The organism is Vibrio sp. ZF57 (genome assembly GCF_001691235.1).
Taxonomy (GTDB): domain Bacteria; phylum Pseudomonadota; class Gammaproteobacteria; order Enterobacterales; family Vibrionaceae; genus Vibrio; species Vibrio crassostreae_C.
Genome location: NZ_MAKD01000117.1, coordinates 59,382 through 75,033, shown reverse-complemented (window position 1 = coordinate 75,033; position 15,652 = coordinate 59,382). Strand labels below are relative to the sequence as shown.

Genomic DNA, 15,652 nt, shown 5'->3' with positions numbered 1-15,652 from the left:
CTCACATGGAACTAGCCTGTGAGCAGGCTACTGACCTCATATAAACCCAAGAACTAATACGGTTCAAAAGCGTTGGAGGTTTCCATGAAAGATTCAAAAACGGCGAATTTGTTAAATTTTGTTATATTTATGTAAAAGGCTAGTTAGTGATATCCAATTATTCAAGGTAAGTTTACTTACTAAACAGTCAATTATTTGAAGTGGCTTAATCTACGTGCCCTCTTGCCGTTGGAATTTATTTTATATCGAGTTTTACGATTTCCTCCATAGAAATGAGAATCAATATCACTTAAATTAAATCAACGGTAAGTCATACAGACATTAATAGGTTTAGTGATTATGCAAGATGCAATGAATTGGTTAGCGAGAGACCCAGATCCAAGAACTCGTGAAGAACTTCAACACCTCATCGATGAGGGAATGCACGACGAACTTGAAGACCGCTTTACTCAACGATTAGAGTTCGGAACGGCAGGACTTAGAGGCAAAGTTGGATGCGGCCCAAATCGAATGAACCGTTTAGTCATACAGGAAACAGCAACCGGGCTCGGCCACTACTTAATCGAACATGTCGCTAATGCGACCATTCGCGGTGTGGTCGTCGGTTATGACGGCCGTTTAGATTCAAAGCAGTTCGCGATTGATACCGCTTCCGTACTCACGGCTTTAGGCATTAAGGTTTATCTAACCTCGAACGTCGCGGCGACCCCTATCGTTGCCTTTGGTATTGAGCACTTCAACGCCGCAGCTGCCGTTGTGGTGACGGCCAGCCACAACCCACCAGAATACAATGGTTTCAAAGTGTACTGGGAGAATGGCGCTCAAATCATTCCTCCTCACGACGCGGGTATTGCCGCTGAAATCGATATCGCATCAACCAAGCCGCTCCCTTTAATGAGCCTAAGTGACGCTGAAACGCAAGGTAAGTTGGTGTGGTTAACTGAAGGCTATTATCAAACGTACCGCGCTGCGATCAATCAGAGCCCATACGTGAGTGACGAGATCGAATCGGCGAACACCACCATCACCTATACCGCAATGCATGGTGTCGGCGCACAAATGGCCGAGGATCTACTTCACGATTCTGGTTTCCATAAGGTGTTCAGCGTCGCCGAGCAAAGAGAGCCCGATGGTAACTTCCCGACCGTCAACTTCCCGAATCCGGAAGAAAAAGGCGCGATGGATCTGGTGGTTAACTTAGCAAAAAGTGTCGATGCCGACATTGCTTGTGCCAACGATCCAGATGCAGACCGATTTGCGGTTGCAGTGAGAACATATGATGGCTCTTACAAAATGCTAACAGGTGACCAAGTTGGTGTGCTATTCGCTCATTATCTACTCTCAAAGCCGCATACCAAAAACCAATTAGTTGGTAACAGTATCGTATCTTCAACATTGCTTGAAAAAGTAGCTCAATCCCACGGGGCGACTTATTTCCAAACGCTGACAGGTTTTAAATGGTTAGCGAATATTGGCATGCAATTGGAAAATGATCAGAACGACTTCTTGTTCGCCTATGAAGAAGCATTAGGCTACACAATTGGTACTCAAGTACGAGACAAAGATGGGCTGTCTGCTATTGTCGTGTTTGCTCAATTGGTTGAGGAGTTAAAATCTCAAGGTCGAACAGTTTGGGATCTTCTCGCTCAAATTTCATTTGAACATGGGGTTCATACCAACGCTCAGCGAAGTATTGCACTAGACCCAGATTCACCATCGATTGGTTCTAAGCTCCGCTCGGCACAGCCTAAAGCAATCAACGGTGTCGCTATCTCTGTAATTGAAGATTTGCAGTCTTCTTTACGCTTCGTCATTGGAGGCAATACTGAAGCCATTAACCTGCCTGCAAGTGACGTACTCATCTATCATCTCGAAGATGGTTCACGCATTATCGTAAGACCTTCCGGTACTGAGCCAAAAGTTAAGATCTACTATGAGACGGTGACAAAATTTGAAGGGACAGAAACCTACGAAGACACTCGCCTGCGCGGTGAGAAGTACATGGAGAAACTGATTGAACAGCACCAACAAGAGTTGAATTCATAGCGATTTAGCACGTTCAACATGTAACGGTTAAACATAAAAATGGACGCTCGAAGCGTCCATTTTTGTCTCAGCGGCTAACCACGAGAAGATGTCTGATTTGATTCGTCTACGAAGTAAAGAAAGAAGACAACATCCAGATAGCCAACACGATGAAGACTCCGCCCATCACTTTCTGTTGATAGGTACGAAACTTAGCATTCTCTACGAGAGACTTACCAATCGTACCCACTAAAGCCACCAGCAAAAAGTTGAACGTTAAGCCGAGAACATTCAACAATAAACCCAGAGCGAGCATCTGCTCACCAGAAGTCGCTTCAATATTCGTCGACACAAACTGAGGCAGAAACATCACAAAGAAAACCAAGGCTTTAGGATTAAGCAGGTTACTGATTAGCGCTCTTTGATAGTAGGCTTTTGCTGCAAAGTTATCGCTTAACTCAGGCGCGTTACCCTGCTCTGTTCGCAGGCAGTCCCATCCCATCTTCAACAAGTACGCGCCGCCTAACAAATGTAGAGCTTTAAGCGCTATTGGGCTCATTGCGATCAACGCTGATACACCCATAGCCGCTAATACTGTCAGAATGATTCCAGAAGTCGCATTACCTAGGCTTGCAAACACGCCGACCTTACGGCCATAGCTCATGCTTGAACTCGCAATCAGTAACATATCAGGGCCAGGTAAAAGAAGAAGTGCAACAACGGCAGTCAGGTAGACAGGTAAAATGGTTAAGTCGATCATGAGGGTCAGCATTGATAAAAACGGAGGCGGATTTTATATCAATTACCAACACCCTTCCAGATGCAATCAGTTGTTCGACGTTTATTTAATCGAATTAAAAACCAACATTAAGCGACAAAGCCAATTTATTAACTAAATAGAAAAGACTAATTAACTTGCTACCCATTCGATCTCAATCAATGTCGTATCGCCACACTTTAGGCGACCAAGGAAGATATCGCCTCGATGTACGGCCCCAACACCTTTTGGCGTACCTGTCATCACAACATCGCCGTCTAGTAAGGTGGTATAAGAAGACAGCTCTTCTAGGATAGTTTTTGGAGAGTAAAGCATCTGCTCAACATGTCCTTTCTGAACACGAACACAGTTAATAAACAACTCTAGGTTTAAGTCTGCAAGGTCTAAGTTATCAATTGGAACAAAGCGACTAAATACGGCTGAGCCATCAAAAGCTTTGGCGCGTTCCCAAGGTAAGCCTTTCGCTTTTAAGCTACTTTGCAACTCACGCTTGGTGAGGTCTAACCCTAAGCCCACGGCTGAGTATTGGCCATTTTCAACGATAAAGCAGATTTCAGCTTCATAGTGCAGTGCTTCTTGATGAAACGAAGAAAGAGAGGAAGTCACGCTGGTGCTTGGTTTATTAAACACCACCATAGAGTCAGGAATCGCATTGTTAAGTTCTTCAATGTGATCGACATAGTTACGCCCAACACACAGTACTTTTGTTGGGGTTGCTGTTCGTTTCGACTTCATCAATTGTTTCTGATCTACAACGCTGCTCATAGTTTATCCCTGAACTATTTTTAGAGAGCAGAGTTTAGCGCATCATAAAATGAGAGTCTTCGACAAGATGATTACCGATCTCTAAATTCTGATCTTGAGCTCAATTCATTGATTTGAATACTTTTAGGTAAATATCGGTGTATACCTCGACCGACCCAGCAGGAATAGAGTCATCGGCTTACATAAATTAGAGAAAATGAAACTAAAGTAGGCAGTTAAATTTGAAGAGCATTAAAACGAAAGAAGCCCTCTCAAACCAAAGGCTTGAGAGGGCTTAGCATGGTGTCTAGGACAGTATCCTAAAAGGTAAACTTAAGGAGTAAACACTATGCTAAATAAGTCTGCGACTTATAGGTAGTAACGAGCACCAAGTAGCCACTGGTCATCAGCTTTTTCTTTGTACACGCCAGAACCTTGTAGGTCGAACTGGTAACCAGCAAAGCCTACGAACTGAGATGTGAAGTTGTATTCAGCTTGTAGAGCTGAAGTGCTGTATACAGTTTCGCTGTTCTTGTCGTCTTCTACCGCTTCGTAGTTAACGCTTAAGTTCAGACTGTTAGAAAGTGCGTAAGAAGCAAGTAATTCAACTGCAACTGTCTCTTCTAAAGCAACACCAGAGCTTGAGTTCATGTAGTTATTCATAGCATAAACACCAGCTAAGAATAGACCTTCAGAACCGTAAGAACCGTAAGTAGCACTCACTACGTTAGAATCAGCAGTTTTAGAACCACCGCCAATGTTACCAAATGTAACGTCACCAGTGTTGTATGCGTAGTTTGCTGTGAAATCAGCAATTGCGTAGTTCAATGCAATTTGAGCACGGTTACCGTATTTGTTTGTGTTTGTATCTGAAACTTTATCAGTCTTGCGGCCTTGCCATGCAACACCTACGTTTAGAGAACCAGCGTTACCAAAATCGATAGCATTGCCGTAACTCACCATCTCTTCGCCACGACCAGTACCTAGGTTACCGTGATCGTCGTAGATGAAGTCATTCGCGAATGCGATTGGCATATCTGCAACACCAGCAACGTTGTAGTATGGCGCCCATTGAGTACCAACAACACCACGACCGAAGTCTTCATGAGTTAGACCAATGTAGCCAAGACGAGTTGTGAATGACTCGTCGCCGCCGTCAAGCATGTTTAGCGCCCATTCGCCTTTAGCATCAGCTGTAAAGCCATTACCAAGATCGTGAGTTGCGCCGAAGTTGATACGTGGAGAAACTGACTCAACACCGATATCGTCTTCGCTGATACGGTCATCGCTGTTTACGTCACCAACTGCAACTGATACGTGACCACCAACAGAGAATGTTGTGCCGTCTTCGTTGTAAAGTTCTACAGCAACTGCCTGTGTACCAAATACTGCACCAGAAATTGCTAGCGCTAAAAGTTTCTTATTCATTGTCATATCCATTATGTAACTGGGTGAGTTATTCACTAACAACCTCGTGCTTACGGAGAAGTTGTTACCTGCATTTAACAAGTAGGCAAACACTAATATACGAATGACAAAAAAGTTGCATTAAAATATATAAAATAAAAAAAATCGCACTATAAAAAACAAAAATACCTTTTAAAACAGTTGATTAACACGACAATTACTGGGATCTCCTTTCATTCTTTGAGATAAATACTTTGATTATTTTTGATTTTATAATCACTAAAAAAGCATTAAAAATCTAAACCCAAGGTAACTCATCAGACCATCGAGAGGCTCGCCTTTGCCTTTGAAACATTTTGTAACACGTAGAGCTCAGCTGAAATATTTAGCTTTGTGAAACAAATCCCAATATGAGCTAGGAAAAATCGTTCAATAGAAAGTTCATTAGAGAAAAACAAAAAAAGGGCAACCAATCAGCGACTGGTTGCCCTTCATAACTCATCATTGAACTCTTATTTGAAGCAAACCTCAGCCCAACGAGCTAAACCTGCAGTTACTGAACCGAAGTAATTACCACTCACAATCGGTACATTCGGCACAGCTTGTTGTACGGCTTCACGAAGTATCGGTGAACGAGCGGAACCACCCGTCATGTAGATTACGTCTGGCTTTTTCTGGCCTTGTTGAATCGCTTCTTTAACCAACTCAATCATCTTAGACTTTGGTGTTTCAATCGCTTCAACCATCTGTTCGACTGAGATATCTACCTCGACCAGTTCAGAGGCAACATTAATCGCAGCACGATATTGAGGGGATTCTGCCAGCGCAATCTTGGCCTCTTCCGCTCTACGCACAATACCGTAACCCAAAGTGTCGTGATAAACCTTCATCAAACGTTCTAGCTTTTGAGGCTCTGACGCTTCTTTACGAAGTAATTTTAATGCCGCTAGGTTTTCTCTTGAATAGAAGTTCTTTTGAGCTTCAACATTATTAATCGCAATTGGGTTCCAGAATTGAGTCAGTGGCATATCAATACCCGAAATGCCTTTGCTGCCCATACCAAAAGGTGACATCAGTTGTTTGAATGCAAGATAGATATCGAGGTCATTCCCCCCGACCCTTTGCCCACTGTGTGCCAACAAGCTCTGGGTACGATCCGCTTTACCAGACCACGTTGGTCCCATTTCTAATAATGAGCAATCGGTGGTACCACCGCCAATATCAACAACCAATACTGTTTGGTTTTCAGTTAATGTGCTTTCGTAATCAAGGCCTGCGGCTACGGGCTCAAATTGAAAAGCGATATCAAGGAAACCGGCACGCTTAGCTGCGCGAGACAGTATGTCTTCAGCTTGTCTGTTCGCCTCTTCACCACCTCGACCGTGGAAGTTAATTGGTCGGCCGATAACAGCTTGCTTGATCTGCTCTTGAGTCGTGAGTTCGGCTTGATTCTTGATATTTGCCATCATGGCGCACACTAAATCTTCGAAAAAGCTCACCTGCACATCATGCAGTCCACTCGCGCCAAGGAAAGATTTAGGGGACTTAACATAATAAACATCGCGAGGGTCTTCTAAATATAAGTCCAACGCAGCCTGACCAAATGCCATGTCTTCTGGCACTAAGTCGATACTCTCTTCTCTGTTCAGCGCAATCGCACGTCGTAGTACTTGCTCACCGATCGCATCACTCGGCTTGATATTCAAGTGGCGGAATAGATGTTCAGAAACACTCTCACGAGTAGGCGCAAACACGGTTGAGGGAATATAGTGGTTGTTACCTTCTAGCGGTAACAGGCTTGGCTCTCCATTAACCATCGCCGCGACAGAACAGTTCGCTGTTCCATAATCAAATCCAATAAACATAATATCCCCCCACTCAACAAAAGGGGCGAGATGCTACATGAAAAGCCTAAAAATTACGAGGTCATTTCTAAATTTAACTGAGTAATTTCTTAGCTTAACGGCTCTTCAAGAAGAAACAAATATGCTACATTTCAGCCCAAATGAATCACAGGTTAGAGAAATGAAAACACCTTGCCGAGCGGCTTGTAAAAATAATGGCGGAATGTGTAGTGGCTGCTTTCGAACAATGGATGAAATTATAGGTTGGAAAGGCTTATCTGAAGAAGAGCAAACGTCGGTTATGGATAATCTTAGTGGCGCGAGTTCGACTCACCAATGTCCACAGTGTAATGAGCCAGCTCAATGCGATATCAGTGCGGGCAAAGAGACGTGTTGGTGTTTTGAGTTAGAAAAACGAGATACTAGCGATATTCCAAAGGCTGGAGTTTGTATGTGTCGTAAGTGCTTGTCTGCCCTGCCCGTTCAGTAGTTTAGAGCCCATTTAGTAAGTTACTGGATAGCAAGTTACTAGCCAGTTCAACATAGACAAAAAAAGCGAGAGGTTGTTTTCTCGCTTCAAAATACTGAGATTAAATTTCGACCTAATCGTTACCTGGTTAGTGTCTACTTCACTTTTGCAACCAGCGCAGGCTGAGAAAACTGGATACCATTCCAGCCATGAACCATAAAGTTACGAATATTTTGATGGTCGCTGTTCTCAGGAAAACCTAGCACGTCGTTACGATAAAATTGACCAAAACAAGCAAGTGTTTGCTCTGCTGATAGGCCTTGCTCTAAACCAAAAGCAAAAATCTTACACGAACCATTATTCTGCCCTGCAGCGTTCACTACCTCACCATTGCGAAATTCGCGCTCAGAAAAATCATAGTGAGCTTCGATCACTTGCATTGTATCTTCAAATTGCACGGCCTCTGGGGTTTCAGCCAGAGTATTCAATAAGGTTTCCAGTTCCATTTACTATTTCTCCATCAAGTATATATCTGTCAGCAGTGTATCTTGTTTTACGACAAGAGTAAGCCGTTGTTTACTTGAGATAGCGATTCACTTTTTTGTTGTACGCTGCTAATTACTTCAATGAAACTAATGACATAGTTTTATCAGGGCGTTATATTATTTTATCAAACGATTAACATTGTTCAGTAACAAATATGCATAAAGATAAAAACTTAGAACTGTTCAGATACCTAAAGCCAGGTACAAAAACAGCAGGTGTATTGGAATTTGGCCCAGACGACTCAATCCAGATCAGTACACTTTATATCGGACACAAAGAAGATCAGTACCTCATCCTAGAGCTTACGCAAAAAGCGACAGAAGCACTGACGCTGAGAAAGCTCACAAACGTTGATATTATTGTTCGTGCGATTACCGACACCGAACTTGGGCACATTGTCGCGTTCAAAACCAATGTACTGGCTCATATCACCTCTCCAGCACATCTAATCTTCCTTCGCCCACCCTCAAACTTTGCAACCAAGCCTATTCGTGAACACGAAAGGTATAAAGTACGTCTCAGCTGTGAAGTCACTTTTGATACCTTGTCGCTGGATGCCACACTAGTCGACTTTTCAGCGTCAGGGTGCGGTATCTATCTTACCCAGCAATCAGATATTGATGTCGGCTGGAAGATAAAAGTCAATTCTGACTTAAATGAGTACTTAGATGACGATCTTGTCTACAAGGTGGTAAGTAAGAAAAGGCAAAGACAAGGCTGGCTGCTAGGTATCCAATTCCCTGAACACCTAGATATGAGTGATGAGTTGAAAACGCTGCTATTGGAACAAGCCTTTGTCGCTGGCTCGATATAAAGGCAGAAAATTAGTTACTTCTCTTCAACAGACTCCATTAAAGAGCACTAAGTTAAAGCCTAGTGCTCTGTGTCATTCCAGTATGAGTTTTTGAAATGAACAAACGCTTGGTGGAGCGACTCTTCTTTAATCGGCTTTACAATCACGTAATTCGCCCCTGCGGCCATAAAGCTGTCTCTAGTTGACTCTTGAGCATCAGCGGTACACGCATAAATAGGGGCTGACACACCAATCTCACCTCTTAGCTGCTGAGTGGTTTCAACACCACCGAGATTAGGGAGTTGGTTATCCATCAAGATCAAGTCATAGGTAATCGTCTTAGCCATCTCAATCGCTTCTAAGCCATCTTTTACCCAGGTGACGACCATGCCATATTTCTTACAGAAAGCCTGAGCAATAAAGGCGTTGGTGTGATTGTCTTCCACCAGCAACACATTCAAAGGTCGACTAAACAACGCCTCTGGCTCAACCTCAGCTTGTTGCTTAGCATCGACTAATAGCGGCTTGGCGTGTACGACTACAGGAATTTCTATCGTGAACTCTGAGCCTTGACCTATCACGCTGCGGACTTGAATGTCCCCTTCCAGCATATCGACCAGATTTTTTACAATTGTAAGTCCTAAACCAGTGCCACCATATTCACGAGTGGTGGTCTCTTCGGCTTGAACAAAGGGTTCAAAAACAGCATCAATTTTGCTTTCATCAATACCAATGCCAGAATCTTTCACTCGAACGATCAAGCTGGCGTGATCGGAGTTAAAGATACTCTCGAGCTCAAAGCTGACGGAGATACCGCCTTGATGAGTGAATTTAAAAGCATTACTCAACAGATTAAACATGATCTGATTGAGGCGTACTTGGTCGGTATTGATTTCAATGTCATCAACCAAGTGATTCACAATGGTAAATTCGACGGATTTATCTTCACACAGCGGTCGATAGATGCTGTCTAAGGTATTAACTAACTCCCCTAAACGGAAGTCTTTCTTTTGAATATTAAACTGCCCTTGCTCAATCTTTGAGAAGTCCAAGATATCGTTAAGTACCGCCAGTAAATGTTCCGCACTATTACACAGTACATCCACCTGCTCGCGATTATCTTCATTGTGCATAGAGCGCTTGAGCAGCTGAGACACACCGAGAATACCGTTGAGCGGCGTGCGAATCTCATGACTCATCTTAGCTAAGAAGTCTGCTCGCACATTCGCAAGATGCTCAGCTTCTTCTCTTGCTCGATCAGCCTGTCTTTCCGCCTCGATAAGCTTAGTAATATCTTGCCCTTGTACCACCACTCCTGTGATGCCGTGTTCCACGCGAATAGCAGACATGTTCCAACGAAACACCTTTTCACCAATGGGTACGTTAATACCCGTCAGTTTAGAACCCTGAACCACCATTTGAATATTAGGCAGCATTCGCTGCTCAAACTCTTGGGCAATTGGACCATAATTGTCATCAGCATCGAACAACGCCATGCGAGCGGCGGGGTTCATCTGAATCAAATCGCCTTTTTCAGACCAAACTAAGATAGGCGAATGAGCAAAGTTAAAGAGATCTTGGAATTTTTGATTCTGTTCAGATAAGCGCTCAAAGGTGTCTTCAAGAGTACAACCAATATGATGAAATTCGAAAATGTTAGAGCCATCGAACTTGTTGTACTCTTCGCTAGCACTTGCCGAACGAGTAAAGTCCATTAGCTTATCAAGCTCGGCTGAGACTCTCTTTTGAATCCAAGTTCGAGCAAAAAAAGACATCAATATGATCACCACAATCACCACGATGATCGCACGCTGATAATTCTCTTCTAACGCAATGAAATTATTATTTTTTTGAACAGCTCGAATGATTAAAGGAGTTTCAACAGCATTAATCTTAATGGTTGCGATGGTAACGAAATGACGCGGCAACTGTTCGTACATTTGATAATTGAGGATGTCAGTAATGGTGTAGCTTTCATCACCACTGAATGTCGATGTCACCGGTGTACCGTGCGCTTCAATCACGATATTTTCGCTATTACTGCCCTGTTGGATTGACTCAGCCAAAGAGAAGTTGTTGTCAAGCACAATGGCGATATAGAGTTGACCAAGGACTCCCCCAGTAGCGTTATCAACAATAGGGGTACGGCGAGCCAACAAGTGACGCTTACCTATATCTGTCCTCAGTTTAATAAAATGCCAATTACTGCTGAACGAAACCTCATCAGAAATATGCTTTAAGTTGGACTCATCCAAACCATAAAATTGACTGTTGCCGTCTTCCCAAGCCAAACCATCGTGGGTTGAGACAAAGCGTAAATCTGGTGCATGATCCGGTTCACGTTGGTCAACACCAAAGAAAAAGTAGCTCAGAGTCTCGTCATTACCCGTATCAAAGTACTCTCTGAGAGTTTCACTGTGTGAGCTACTGTCTTGATGGATTTGCAGCACCGACAAACGATAATCAAACATGTTTTGGATCAGGCTTGAGGTTTGCTGTACCGTTCGATTCGTCTCTTGCTGTACGATATTACTGCTGGTTTCATAATTATGAATAAGCACGCCAAGTGCCATCACGCCTATCACCAAAATAACGATACGCGTAATGAGTCTAGCTAAAGTGTTTCTAGGTGTACTGGCGTAACTTTTCTTCATTAGTGACCTGAGTACCTAAATGCTCGCTGTTTAAGTTCTGAAATACGTTCTGGGGAATCTTCCTTGGTGACAATTTCAAATTCACCAGAGTAAACGGTAGGCACTTCCAAACCAGCTAGATCCCACTTGATCGCCTCTGCCATTGCAATGCCTGTATCGTCGTTCATACGCATGACAGTAACATCTAGGTCGCCCCTTGCAATGGCTTCAAGTTCAGCAGAGCCGCCTCCCCAACCATTCACTAAGATGTCTTGGCCCGATTCACGAATCGCTTCCATTGCACCGAGAGCGACATCCGTTGAACATGCATAGATAAAGTCTAGATCCTTATCGTTCTCTATGCTGATTTTAGCCGCTTGGTAGCCACTGTCTTTGTTTGATTTTGTGTAAAACGAAGACTTAAGGGTAAAGTTGGTATCCGTATTCACTTCATGGATAAAAGTATCTCCACGCGCATCACTGATATAGCCTTGTGAGTAATACAAAACAGAATACTTACTGTCTGGCGGACTTACTTGTTTAAAATAGTCCGCCAGTTTTAAACTGCCTGTCGCATGGTCAAAACCCACATACATAAATGGCTGTCTATCTGCCCAAGCTCGCACTGGCGTCGTGATATTTTGAAGAATCAGTTTGGTGTCTGTAGAGGTCAACACGTGCTCGATAAACTTGCGGTGGCGCGTGGTATCTAGCGTGAAAATCAAATAATCCGTCTTGTTTTCAATCGCTTCTTGCAACGAAATACTCTGCTGCGCGAGATCAGCATTAATACGGGTAAATACTTGATTTATTTGGTAGCGAATCTTCAGCCTATCGAGACGCTTCTCAAAAGCTTGAATATTACGAACCCAGTAATCCGAGATCTGTTGACCCGGATACACCACAGAAATCGTAATTGGCTCGTCTTGAATTCTTCTCAGTGGCACAGGGTGATTTTGTACAGCCTCGACCATTTTATCGGTCAATGCTCTTTGTTCTGGAAAAGTGGAAAGATAATCTTGGTATTCCCAGTACCTATTGAGGACATGAGTACCATGGGAAAGAGCGGACGCAGAAAATACGGCAAGTCCAAACAACATCAGTAAACGTTTCATATTTTTCTCGTTTTATATGAGCTACTTTGGCTCATTTTTTAACCTAGCATGACACCATCTCTTTGTATGGCTAATGGATATTATGTAGGACAACGATGATAAATGATAGCGTCTAACACTAATTAGAACGACATTCTAAATGAGCAATATGTTAATTTGGAATGGAGATTAAGAACAACGAGTTAAATTATGATTTCAGCCCATTCACGGTAAGAGTAATTACCATTTAAATTCATAAGCTTAGCTAGAGCCGATATAGCTCCTTACACTATTAAGATTTAATCAATAACAAACATTTTAGCTATGAATTATGAGACTTCGATATATTGAATTTTGTCTTTTTGCCACTCAATAATCAGTTTGAGTGATACCAGTTTTTCTTTGCGGGATTTGGGCAACTGCTTGATCGCGTATTCGGTTTTCAACGCCTCACTTTTTGAGCCAACACCAAAGCTCCAAACCAGCTTAAGTGGGCCTTTACCTTTTAAAGCTTTGGCGCCTTTACCGGTTTGATGTTGTTCAAATCGACGTTCTAGATTGTTCGTCACGCCACAATAAAGGGCATTGTGACGATTGCGGATCAAGTACACGACCCAATCCGCATTTTTATCAGCATCTGACATTTAAAGCAGTGATTCAACCAGAGCCTTAAGCTCTGCCACTTCTGCTCGTAGGCTTGCAACTTCAGACTCAAGCTCTTCAAACTTTTCACTCGTTGCAGAGGGGGCAGCCGCGCTTACTGATGCCATCGCAAACGCTTCAACGTCCCCTTCACCGCTCAACAAATGCTGGTAGCGTGATTCACGTTTACCCGCTTCGCGTGGCAGCTTCACAACCAAGGCACCTGCTTCTCTTGCAGCGAGTTTGTCTAATGTTGCTTCTACTTCTTTCACATCACTAAAGTTTGCAAGGCGACCCGTTCGAGTACGAAGTTCACCGGGTGTTTGCGCACCGCGCAGTAACATACAGCAGATGATTGCACGCTCTTGCTCTGTAAATTGCAGATCGCCGAACTCAGTGTTGCAGAAACGATGCTGATACTTATTAACACGGCTATTGAAGCTGCTCTCATCACTCACCATGCGACGTCCGATTAAACCATCAACTGCATCTAAAACATCTGACTCAGAAAGAGAGAGAACAGGTTCACGGTTACTCTTTTGATTGCATGCCGTGGTTAAACTGTTCAGTGTCAGTGGGTAATGATCGGGAGTAGTGACTTCTTTCTCGATCAAACAACCGATAATTCTCGCTTCAATTGGGGAAAGTACTGTGTTCATCGTTTTTCCTTTTTATTATTTTGATAATTCCATCTCAACACCTAACAATGCAGTAACTAGTGTTCAGACAAAATTGGTACTCGTTTCTTTCTGCCCTGTTCATCAATCATTATGATCTTAGAACGGTTTAGCTCTATTTCCACGACTTCCAAATAAGTACGCTCTTGTACATACGCATCACGAAGCTTGTTTTGTTCTGCTGAAGATTCAGTGACATTGTCGTCCAATTCTTCGTTTTCCAATTGTTGTTGATTCATTTCACATTTCGTATCAATGCAGTATCTACATGGGATACTAACTTGAACGGTAAGATAAAAACAATCACACATCAGCGAGAGTGACGAATAATTAAACAACCTTACTTTTGCTTTGATCTAAAGACTGTTACATCATCAATTGATGTGCTTTAATCAGAAGCAGACAACGTATTTGACGAATAGGAAAAGGAATCTATGAGCAGCGTATTTGAAATTGTTAACCAAGCACGACGTAAGAACAAACTTAAGCGTGAACTTTTAGACAACGAAAAGAAAGTTCGTGACAACCGTAAGCGTGTCGACCTTCTTGATAACCTACTTGATTACATCAAGCCAGAGATGACTCACGACGAGATCCTAGGCATTATCAAAAATATGAAAGCTGACTACGAAGACCGTGTTGATGACCACATCATCAAGAGCGCTGAGATTTCTAAAGCTCGCCGTGACATCAGCCGTCGCATTCGTGAACTGACAGAAGAAGACAAGCAAATCCAAGGTAAGAAGTAATCTAACCTCGCTAATTTACTTGTAACAATGTTAGTAACCCACTCTTAGTAGTGGGTTTTTTTTACCTAAACTCCAGCGTCTATACTTAAGCATCTAAACCTAACCGTCTAGGCTTAAGCGTACCTAAGCAAAATGAATGAAACTCAACAGCAGTATCAAACTAAATAACGAGTGTACACTAGCGATGGAGAGACTTTATGTACGGAAGTATTCTGATAACCTTGGCGTTATCAACGACACAACCTTACCCTGAAAAATTTGAGAAACTTTATACCGAAGAAACCGAAATCACTTATGACGATCTCGTGGTCGATGTTCATGGCTACAAGGTTCCGACCCGATCAGCATTTCGAGGTTGGATGCTCCTCAATCACGCTCAAGACCAAGTGAGAGCAATCGGACAACAACTCAAGGACAATGGCGTTACTCAGAGCATGCCTCTGCATCTCGTTCTATTGCAAGGGACGGATTGGGCAATGAGTAATACAACCTTGTTTACCCTCCCAAATAAGAAACATGTGCCAAACATGATCAATACCCTGAAGTACATACAACAATATATTGAGCCTGAAATCGGTGTTGTTATACCAGTATCTGGAGAGCGAACCGATATCTACAATCAACAAGCTGGTGGTGCACTGCGAAGTAAGCACTTAGAGTTTTGTGCCTTAGACCTAGTGCCTGCAAATGACATTACTCGCGAAGATCTACACGTGAAACTTAAAAAGATTCATTCGGAATTCGGGCAAAAAAATAATGTTGGGCTTGGTTTATATTCAGGTGTTCGATTCCACATCGATACTTGTGGGTTTAGACAATGGTAAAGAAACACGATCAAGTCATAAAGACCTGAAATTCGCACGTGTCACTTAGACTCTAAAAACAAGTGAAATTACATAAGATTATGATTTTAAATGTAAATTAAAACTGGAACGCTAATTGATATTAATAACAAGTATCATAATTATTAATAGCAATTAGGAATTCAATATGAAGACGATGACTCAACGCTTTCAAACTCTGCTTTCTGTTTCAAACTTCAGTCTAGCTATCACAACCTTGCTTATGCTTCTCAGTATTATTGTTGCTTATCCAATGGCCGATCACTTCTCACTGCCAATTCAAATCGTCGCCCACATCAGCACCATCTTAGTCGCAGCCTTGCTGAACATCAGCTATGTCGGTCGTTGCCTTGCACAATACAACCTTGGATTGGAAGTTCGTTAAGTAGCGCCGCGCTAGCCTTGATAC

Annotated in this window: 16 protein-coding genes; 6 read left to right on the top strand and 10 right to left on the bottom strand. The window is 42.8% G+C overall.

Translation table 11 applies throughout. The features are described 5' to 3' along the window. The first annotated feature begins 339 nt into the window (after positions 1-339). A complete protein-coding gene (locus A6D97_RS18730; RefSeq protein WP_065585013.1) occupies positions 340-2,046 on the top strand; it encodes a phospho-sugar mutase in 1,707 nt (568 codons plus the stop codon). A gap of 106 nt (positions 2,047-2,152) precedes the next feature. Here the strand turns inward: A6D97_RS18730 and A6D97_RS18725 are convergent, their stop codons facing one another. The 4 genes from A6D97_RS18725 to yegD all read right to left on the bottom strand — a co-directional run bounded on the left by A6D97_RS18725 (position 2,153) and on the right by yegD (position 6,819). After that, positions 2,153-2,785 carry a LysE family translocator gene (locus A6D97_RS18725; protein ID WP_029235785.1) on the bottom strand — a complete coding sequence of 211 codons (633 nt, stop codon included), beginning with the start codon at positions 2,783-2,785 and terminating at the stop codon, positions 2,153-2,155. A gap of 150 nt (positions 2,786-2,935) precedes the next feature. Next, complete coding sequence (locus A6D97_RS18720) at positions 2,936-3,568, bottom strand: fumarylacetoacetate hydrolase family protein (protein WP_065585012.1); 633 nt, start codon at positions 3,566-3,568, stop codon at positions 2,936-2,938. Between the two features lie 348 nt (positions 3,569-3,916). Next, positions 3,917-4,975 (bottom strand): porin, encoded by a 1,059-nt coding sequence (locus A6D97_RS18715; RefSeq protein WP_017066091.1) that lies wholly within the window; start codon positions 4,973-4,975, stop codon positions 3,917-3,919. Between the two features lie 491 nt (positions 4,976-5,466). Next, complete coding sequence (gene yegD, locus A6D97_RS18710; protein WP_017064846.1) at positions 5,467-6,819, bottom strand: molecular chaperone; 1,353 nt, start codon at positions 6,817-6,819, stop codon at positions 5,467-5,469. Between the two features lie 160 nt (positions 6,820-6,979). Between yegD and A6D97_RS18705 the strand changes: the two genes are divergently transcribed. Further along, entirely contained in the window at positions 6,980-7,288 is a 309-nt protein-coding gene (locus A6D97_RS18705) for a DUF1289 domain-containing protein (protein ID WP_080582242.1), read from the top strand. Between the two features lie 134 nt (positions 7,289-7,422). Here A6D97_RS18705 and A6D97_RS18700 read toward each other — a convergent pair whose 3' ends face one another. Further along, positions 7,423-7,773 carry a HopJ type III effector protein gene (locus A6D97_RS18700; protein WP_017061764.1) on the bottom strand — a complete coding sequence of 117 codons (351 nt, stop codon included), beginning with the start codon at positions 7,771-7,773 and terminating at the stop codon, positions 7,423-7,425. A gap of 194 nt (positions 7,774-7,967) precedes the next feature. On the opposite strand from A6D97_RS18700, the gene A6D97_RS18695 reads away from it, so the two are divergent. Further along, positions 7,968-8,627, top strand: a complete 660-nt coding sequence (locus A6D97_RS18695) for a PilZ domain-containing protein (RefSeq protein WP_017066093.1) — start codon at positions 7,968-7,970, stop codon at positions 8,625-8,627. A 59-nt stretch (positions 8,628-8,686) separates the two neighbouring features. On the opposite strand, the gene luxQ is transcribed toward A6D97_RS18695, so the two are convergent. From luxQ to A6D97_RS18670, 5 genes are all read right to left on the bottom strand, one after another. Beyond that, the gene (gene luxQ / locus A6D97_RS18690; protein WP_065585011.1) at positions 8,687-11,260 is read right to left on the bottom strand and encodes a quorum-sensing autoinducer 2 sensor kinase/phosphatase LuxQ; all 2,574 of its coding nucleotides are present in this window, start codon (positions 11,258-11,260) and stop codon (positions 8,687-8,689) included. Continuing rightward, complete coding sequence (locus tag A6D97_RS18685) at positions 11,260-12,354, bottom strand: autoinducer 2-binding periplasmic protein LuxP (RefSeq protein ID WP_065585010.1); 1,095 nt, start codon at positions 12,352-12,354, stop codon at positions 11,260-11,262. The genes luxQ and A6D97_RS18685 overlap by 1 nt, the downstream gene beginning before the upstream one ends. Positions 12,355-12,662: 308 nt before the next feature. Then, complete coding sequence (locus A6D97_RS18680; protein WP_017061768.1) at positions 12,663-12,977, bottom strand: GIY-YIG nuclease family protein; 315 nt, start codon at positions 12,975-12,977, stop codon at positions 12,663-12,665. After that, on the bottom strand, positions 12,978-13,634 hold the full coding sequence (locus A6D97_RS18675) for a YceH family protein (protein WP_065585009.1): 657 nt from the start codon (positions 13,632-13,634) through the stop codon (positions 12,978-12,980). A gap of 56 nt (positions 13,635-13,690) precedes the next feature. Next, entirely contained in the window at positions 13,691-13,891 is a 201-nt protein-coding gene (locus A6D97_RS18670) for a hypothetical protein (protein ID WP_017068647.1), read from the bottom strand. Between the two features lie 195 nt (positions 13,892-14,086). On the opposite strand from A6D97_RS18670, the gene A6D97_RS18665 reads away from it, so the two are divergent. The 3 genes from A6D97_RS18665 to A6D97_RS18655 all read left to right on the top strand — a co-directional run bounded on the left by A6D97_RS18665 (position 14,087) and on the right by A6D97_RS18655 (position 15,628). Further along, complete coding sequence (locus A6D97_RS18665; protein WP_004742367.1) at positions 14,087-14,401, top strand: DUF496 family protein; 315 nt, start codon at positions 14,087-14,089, stop codon at positions 14,399-14,401. 197 nt (positions 14,402-14,598) lie between these two features. Next, on the top strand, positions 14,599-15,225 hold the full coding sequence (locus A6D97_RS18660; RefSeq protein ID WP_017066096.1) for a D-Ala-D-Ala carboxypeptidase family metallohydrolase: 627 nt from the start codon (positions 14,599-14,601) through the stop codon (positions 15,223-15,225). A 166-nt stretch (positions 15,226-15,391) separates the two neighbouring features. Beyond that, positions 15,392-15,628, top strand: a complete 237-nt coding sequence (locus A6D97_RS18655) for a hypothetical protein (protein WP_017061772.1) — start codon at positions 15,392-15,394, stop codon at positions 15,626-15,628. Positions 15,629-15,652 lie beyond the last annotated feature (24 nt).

Coding starts and splice junctions, on each gene's coding strand:
- A6D97_RS18730 (WP_065585013.1), top strand. CDS start 340: ATGCAAGATGCAATGAATTGGTTAGCGAGAGACCCAGATCCAAGAACT.
- A6D97_RS18725 (WP_029235785.1), bottom strand. CDS start 2,785: ATGATCGACTTAACCATTTTACCTGTCTACCTGACTGCCGTTGTTGCA.
- A6D97_RS18720 (WP_065585012.1), bottom strand. CDS start 3,568: ATGAGCAGCGTTGTAGATCAGAAACAATTGATGAAGTCGAAACGAACA.
- A6D97_RS18715 (WP_017066091.1), bottom strand. CDS start 4,975: ATGAATAAGAAACTTTTAGCGCTAGCAATTTCTGGTGCAGTATTTGGT.
- yegD (WP_017064846.1), bottom strand. CDS start 6,819: ATGTTTATTGGATTTGATTATGGAACAGCGAACTGTTCTGTCGCGGCG.
- A6D97_RS18705 (WP_080582242.1), top strand. CDS start 6,980: ATGAAAACACCTTGCCGAGCGGCTTGTAAAAATAATGGCGGAATGTGT.
- A6D97_RS18700 (WP_017061764.1), bottom strand. CDS start 7,773: ATGGAACTGGAAACCTTATTGAATACTCTGGCTGAAACCCCAGAGGCC.
- A6D97_RS18695 (WP_017066093.1), top strand. CDS start 7,968: ATGCATAAAGATAAAAACTTAGAACTGTTCAGATACCTAAAGCCAGGT.
- luxQ (WP_065585011.1), bottom strand. CDS start 11,260: ATGAAGAAAAGTTACGCCAGTACACCTAGAAACACTTTAGCTAGACTC.
- A6D97_RS18685 (WP_065585010.1), bottom strand. CDS start 12,354: ATGAAACGTTTACTGATGTTGTTTGGACTTGCCGTATTTTCTGCGTCC.
- A6D97_RS18680 (WP_017061768.1), bottom strand. CDS start 12,977: ATGTCAGATGCTGATAAAAATGCGGATTGGGTCGTGTACTTGATCCGC.
- A6D97_RS18675 (WP_065585009.1), bottom strand. CDS start 13,634: ATGAACACAGTACTTTCCCCAATTGAAGCGAGAATTATCGGTTGTTTG.
- A6D97_RS18670 (WP_017068647.1), bottom strand. CDS start 13,891: ATGAATCAACAACAATTGGAAAACGAAGAATTGGACGACAATGTCACT.
- A6D97_RS18665 (WP_004742367.1), top strand. CDS start 14,087: ATGAGCAGCGTATTTGAAATTGTTAACCAAGCACGACGTAAGAACAAA.
- A6D97_RS18660 (WP_017066096.1), top strand. CDS start 14,599: ATGTACGGAAGTATTCTGATAACCTTGGCGTTATCAACGACACAACCT.
- A6D97_RS18655 (WP_017061772.1), top strand. CDS start 15,392: ATGAAGACGATGACTCAACGCTTTCAAACTCTGCTTTCTGTTTCAAAC.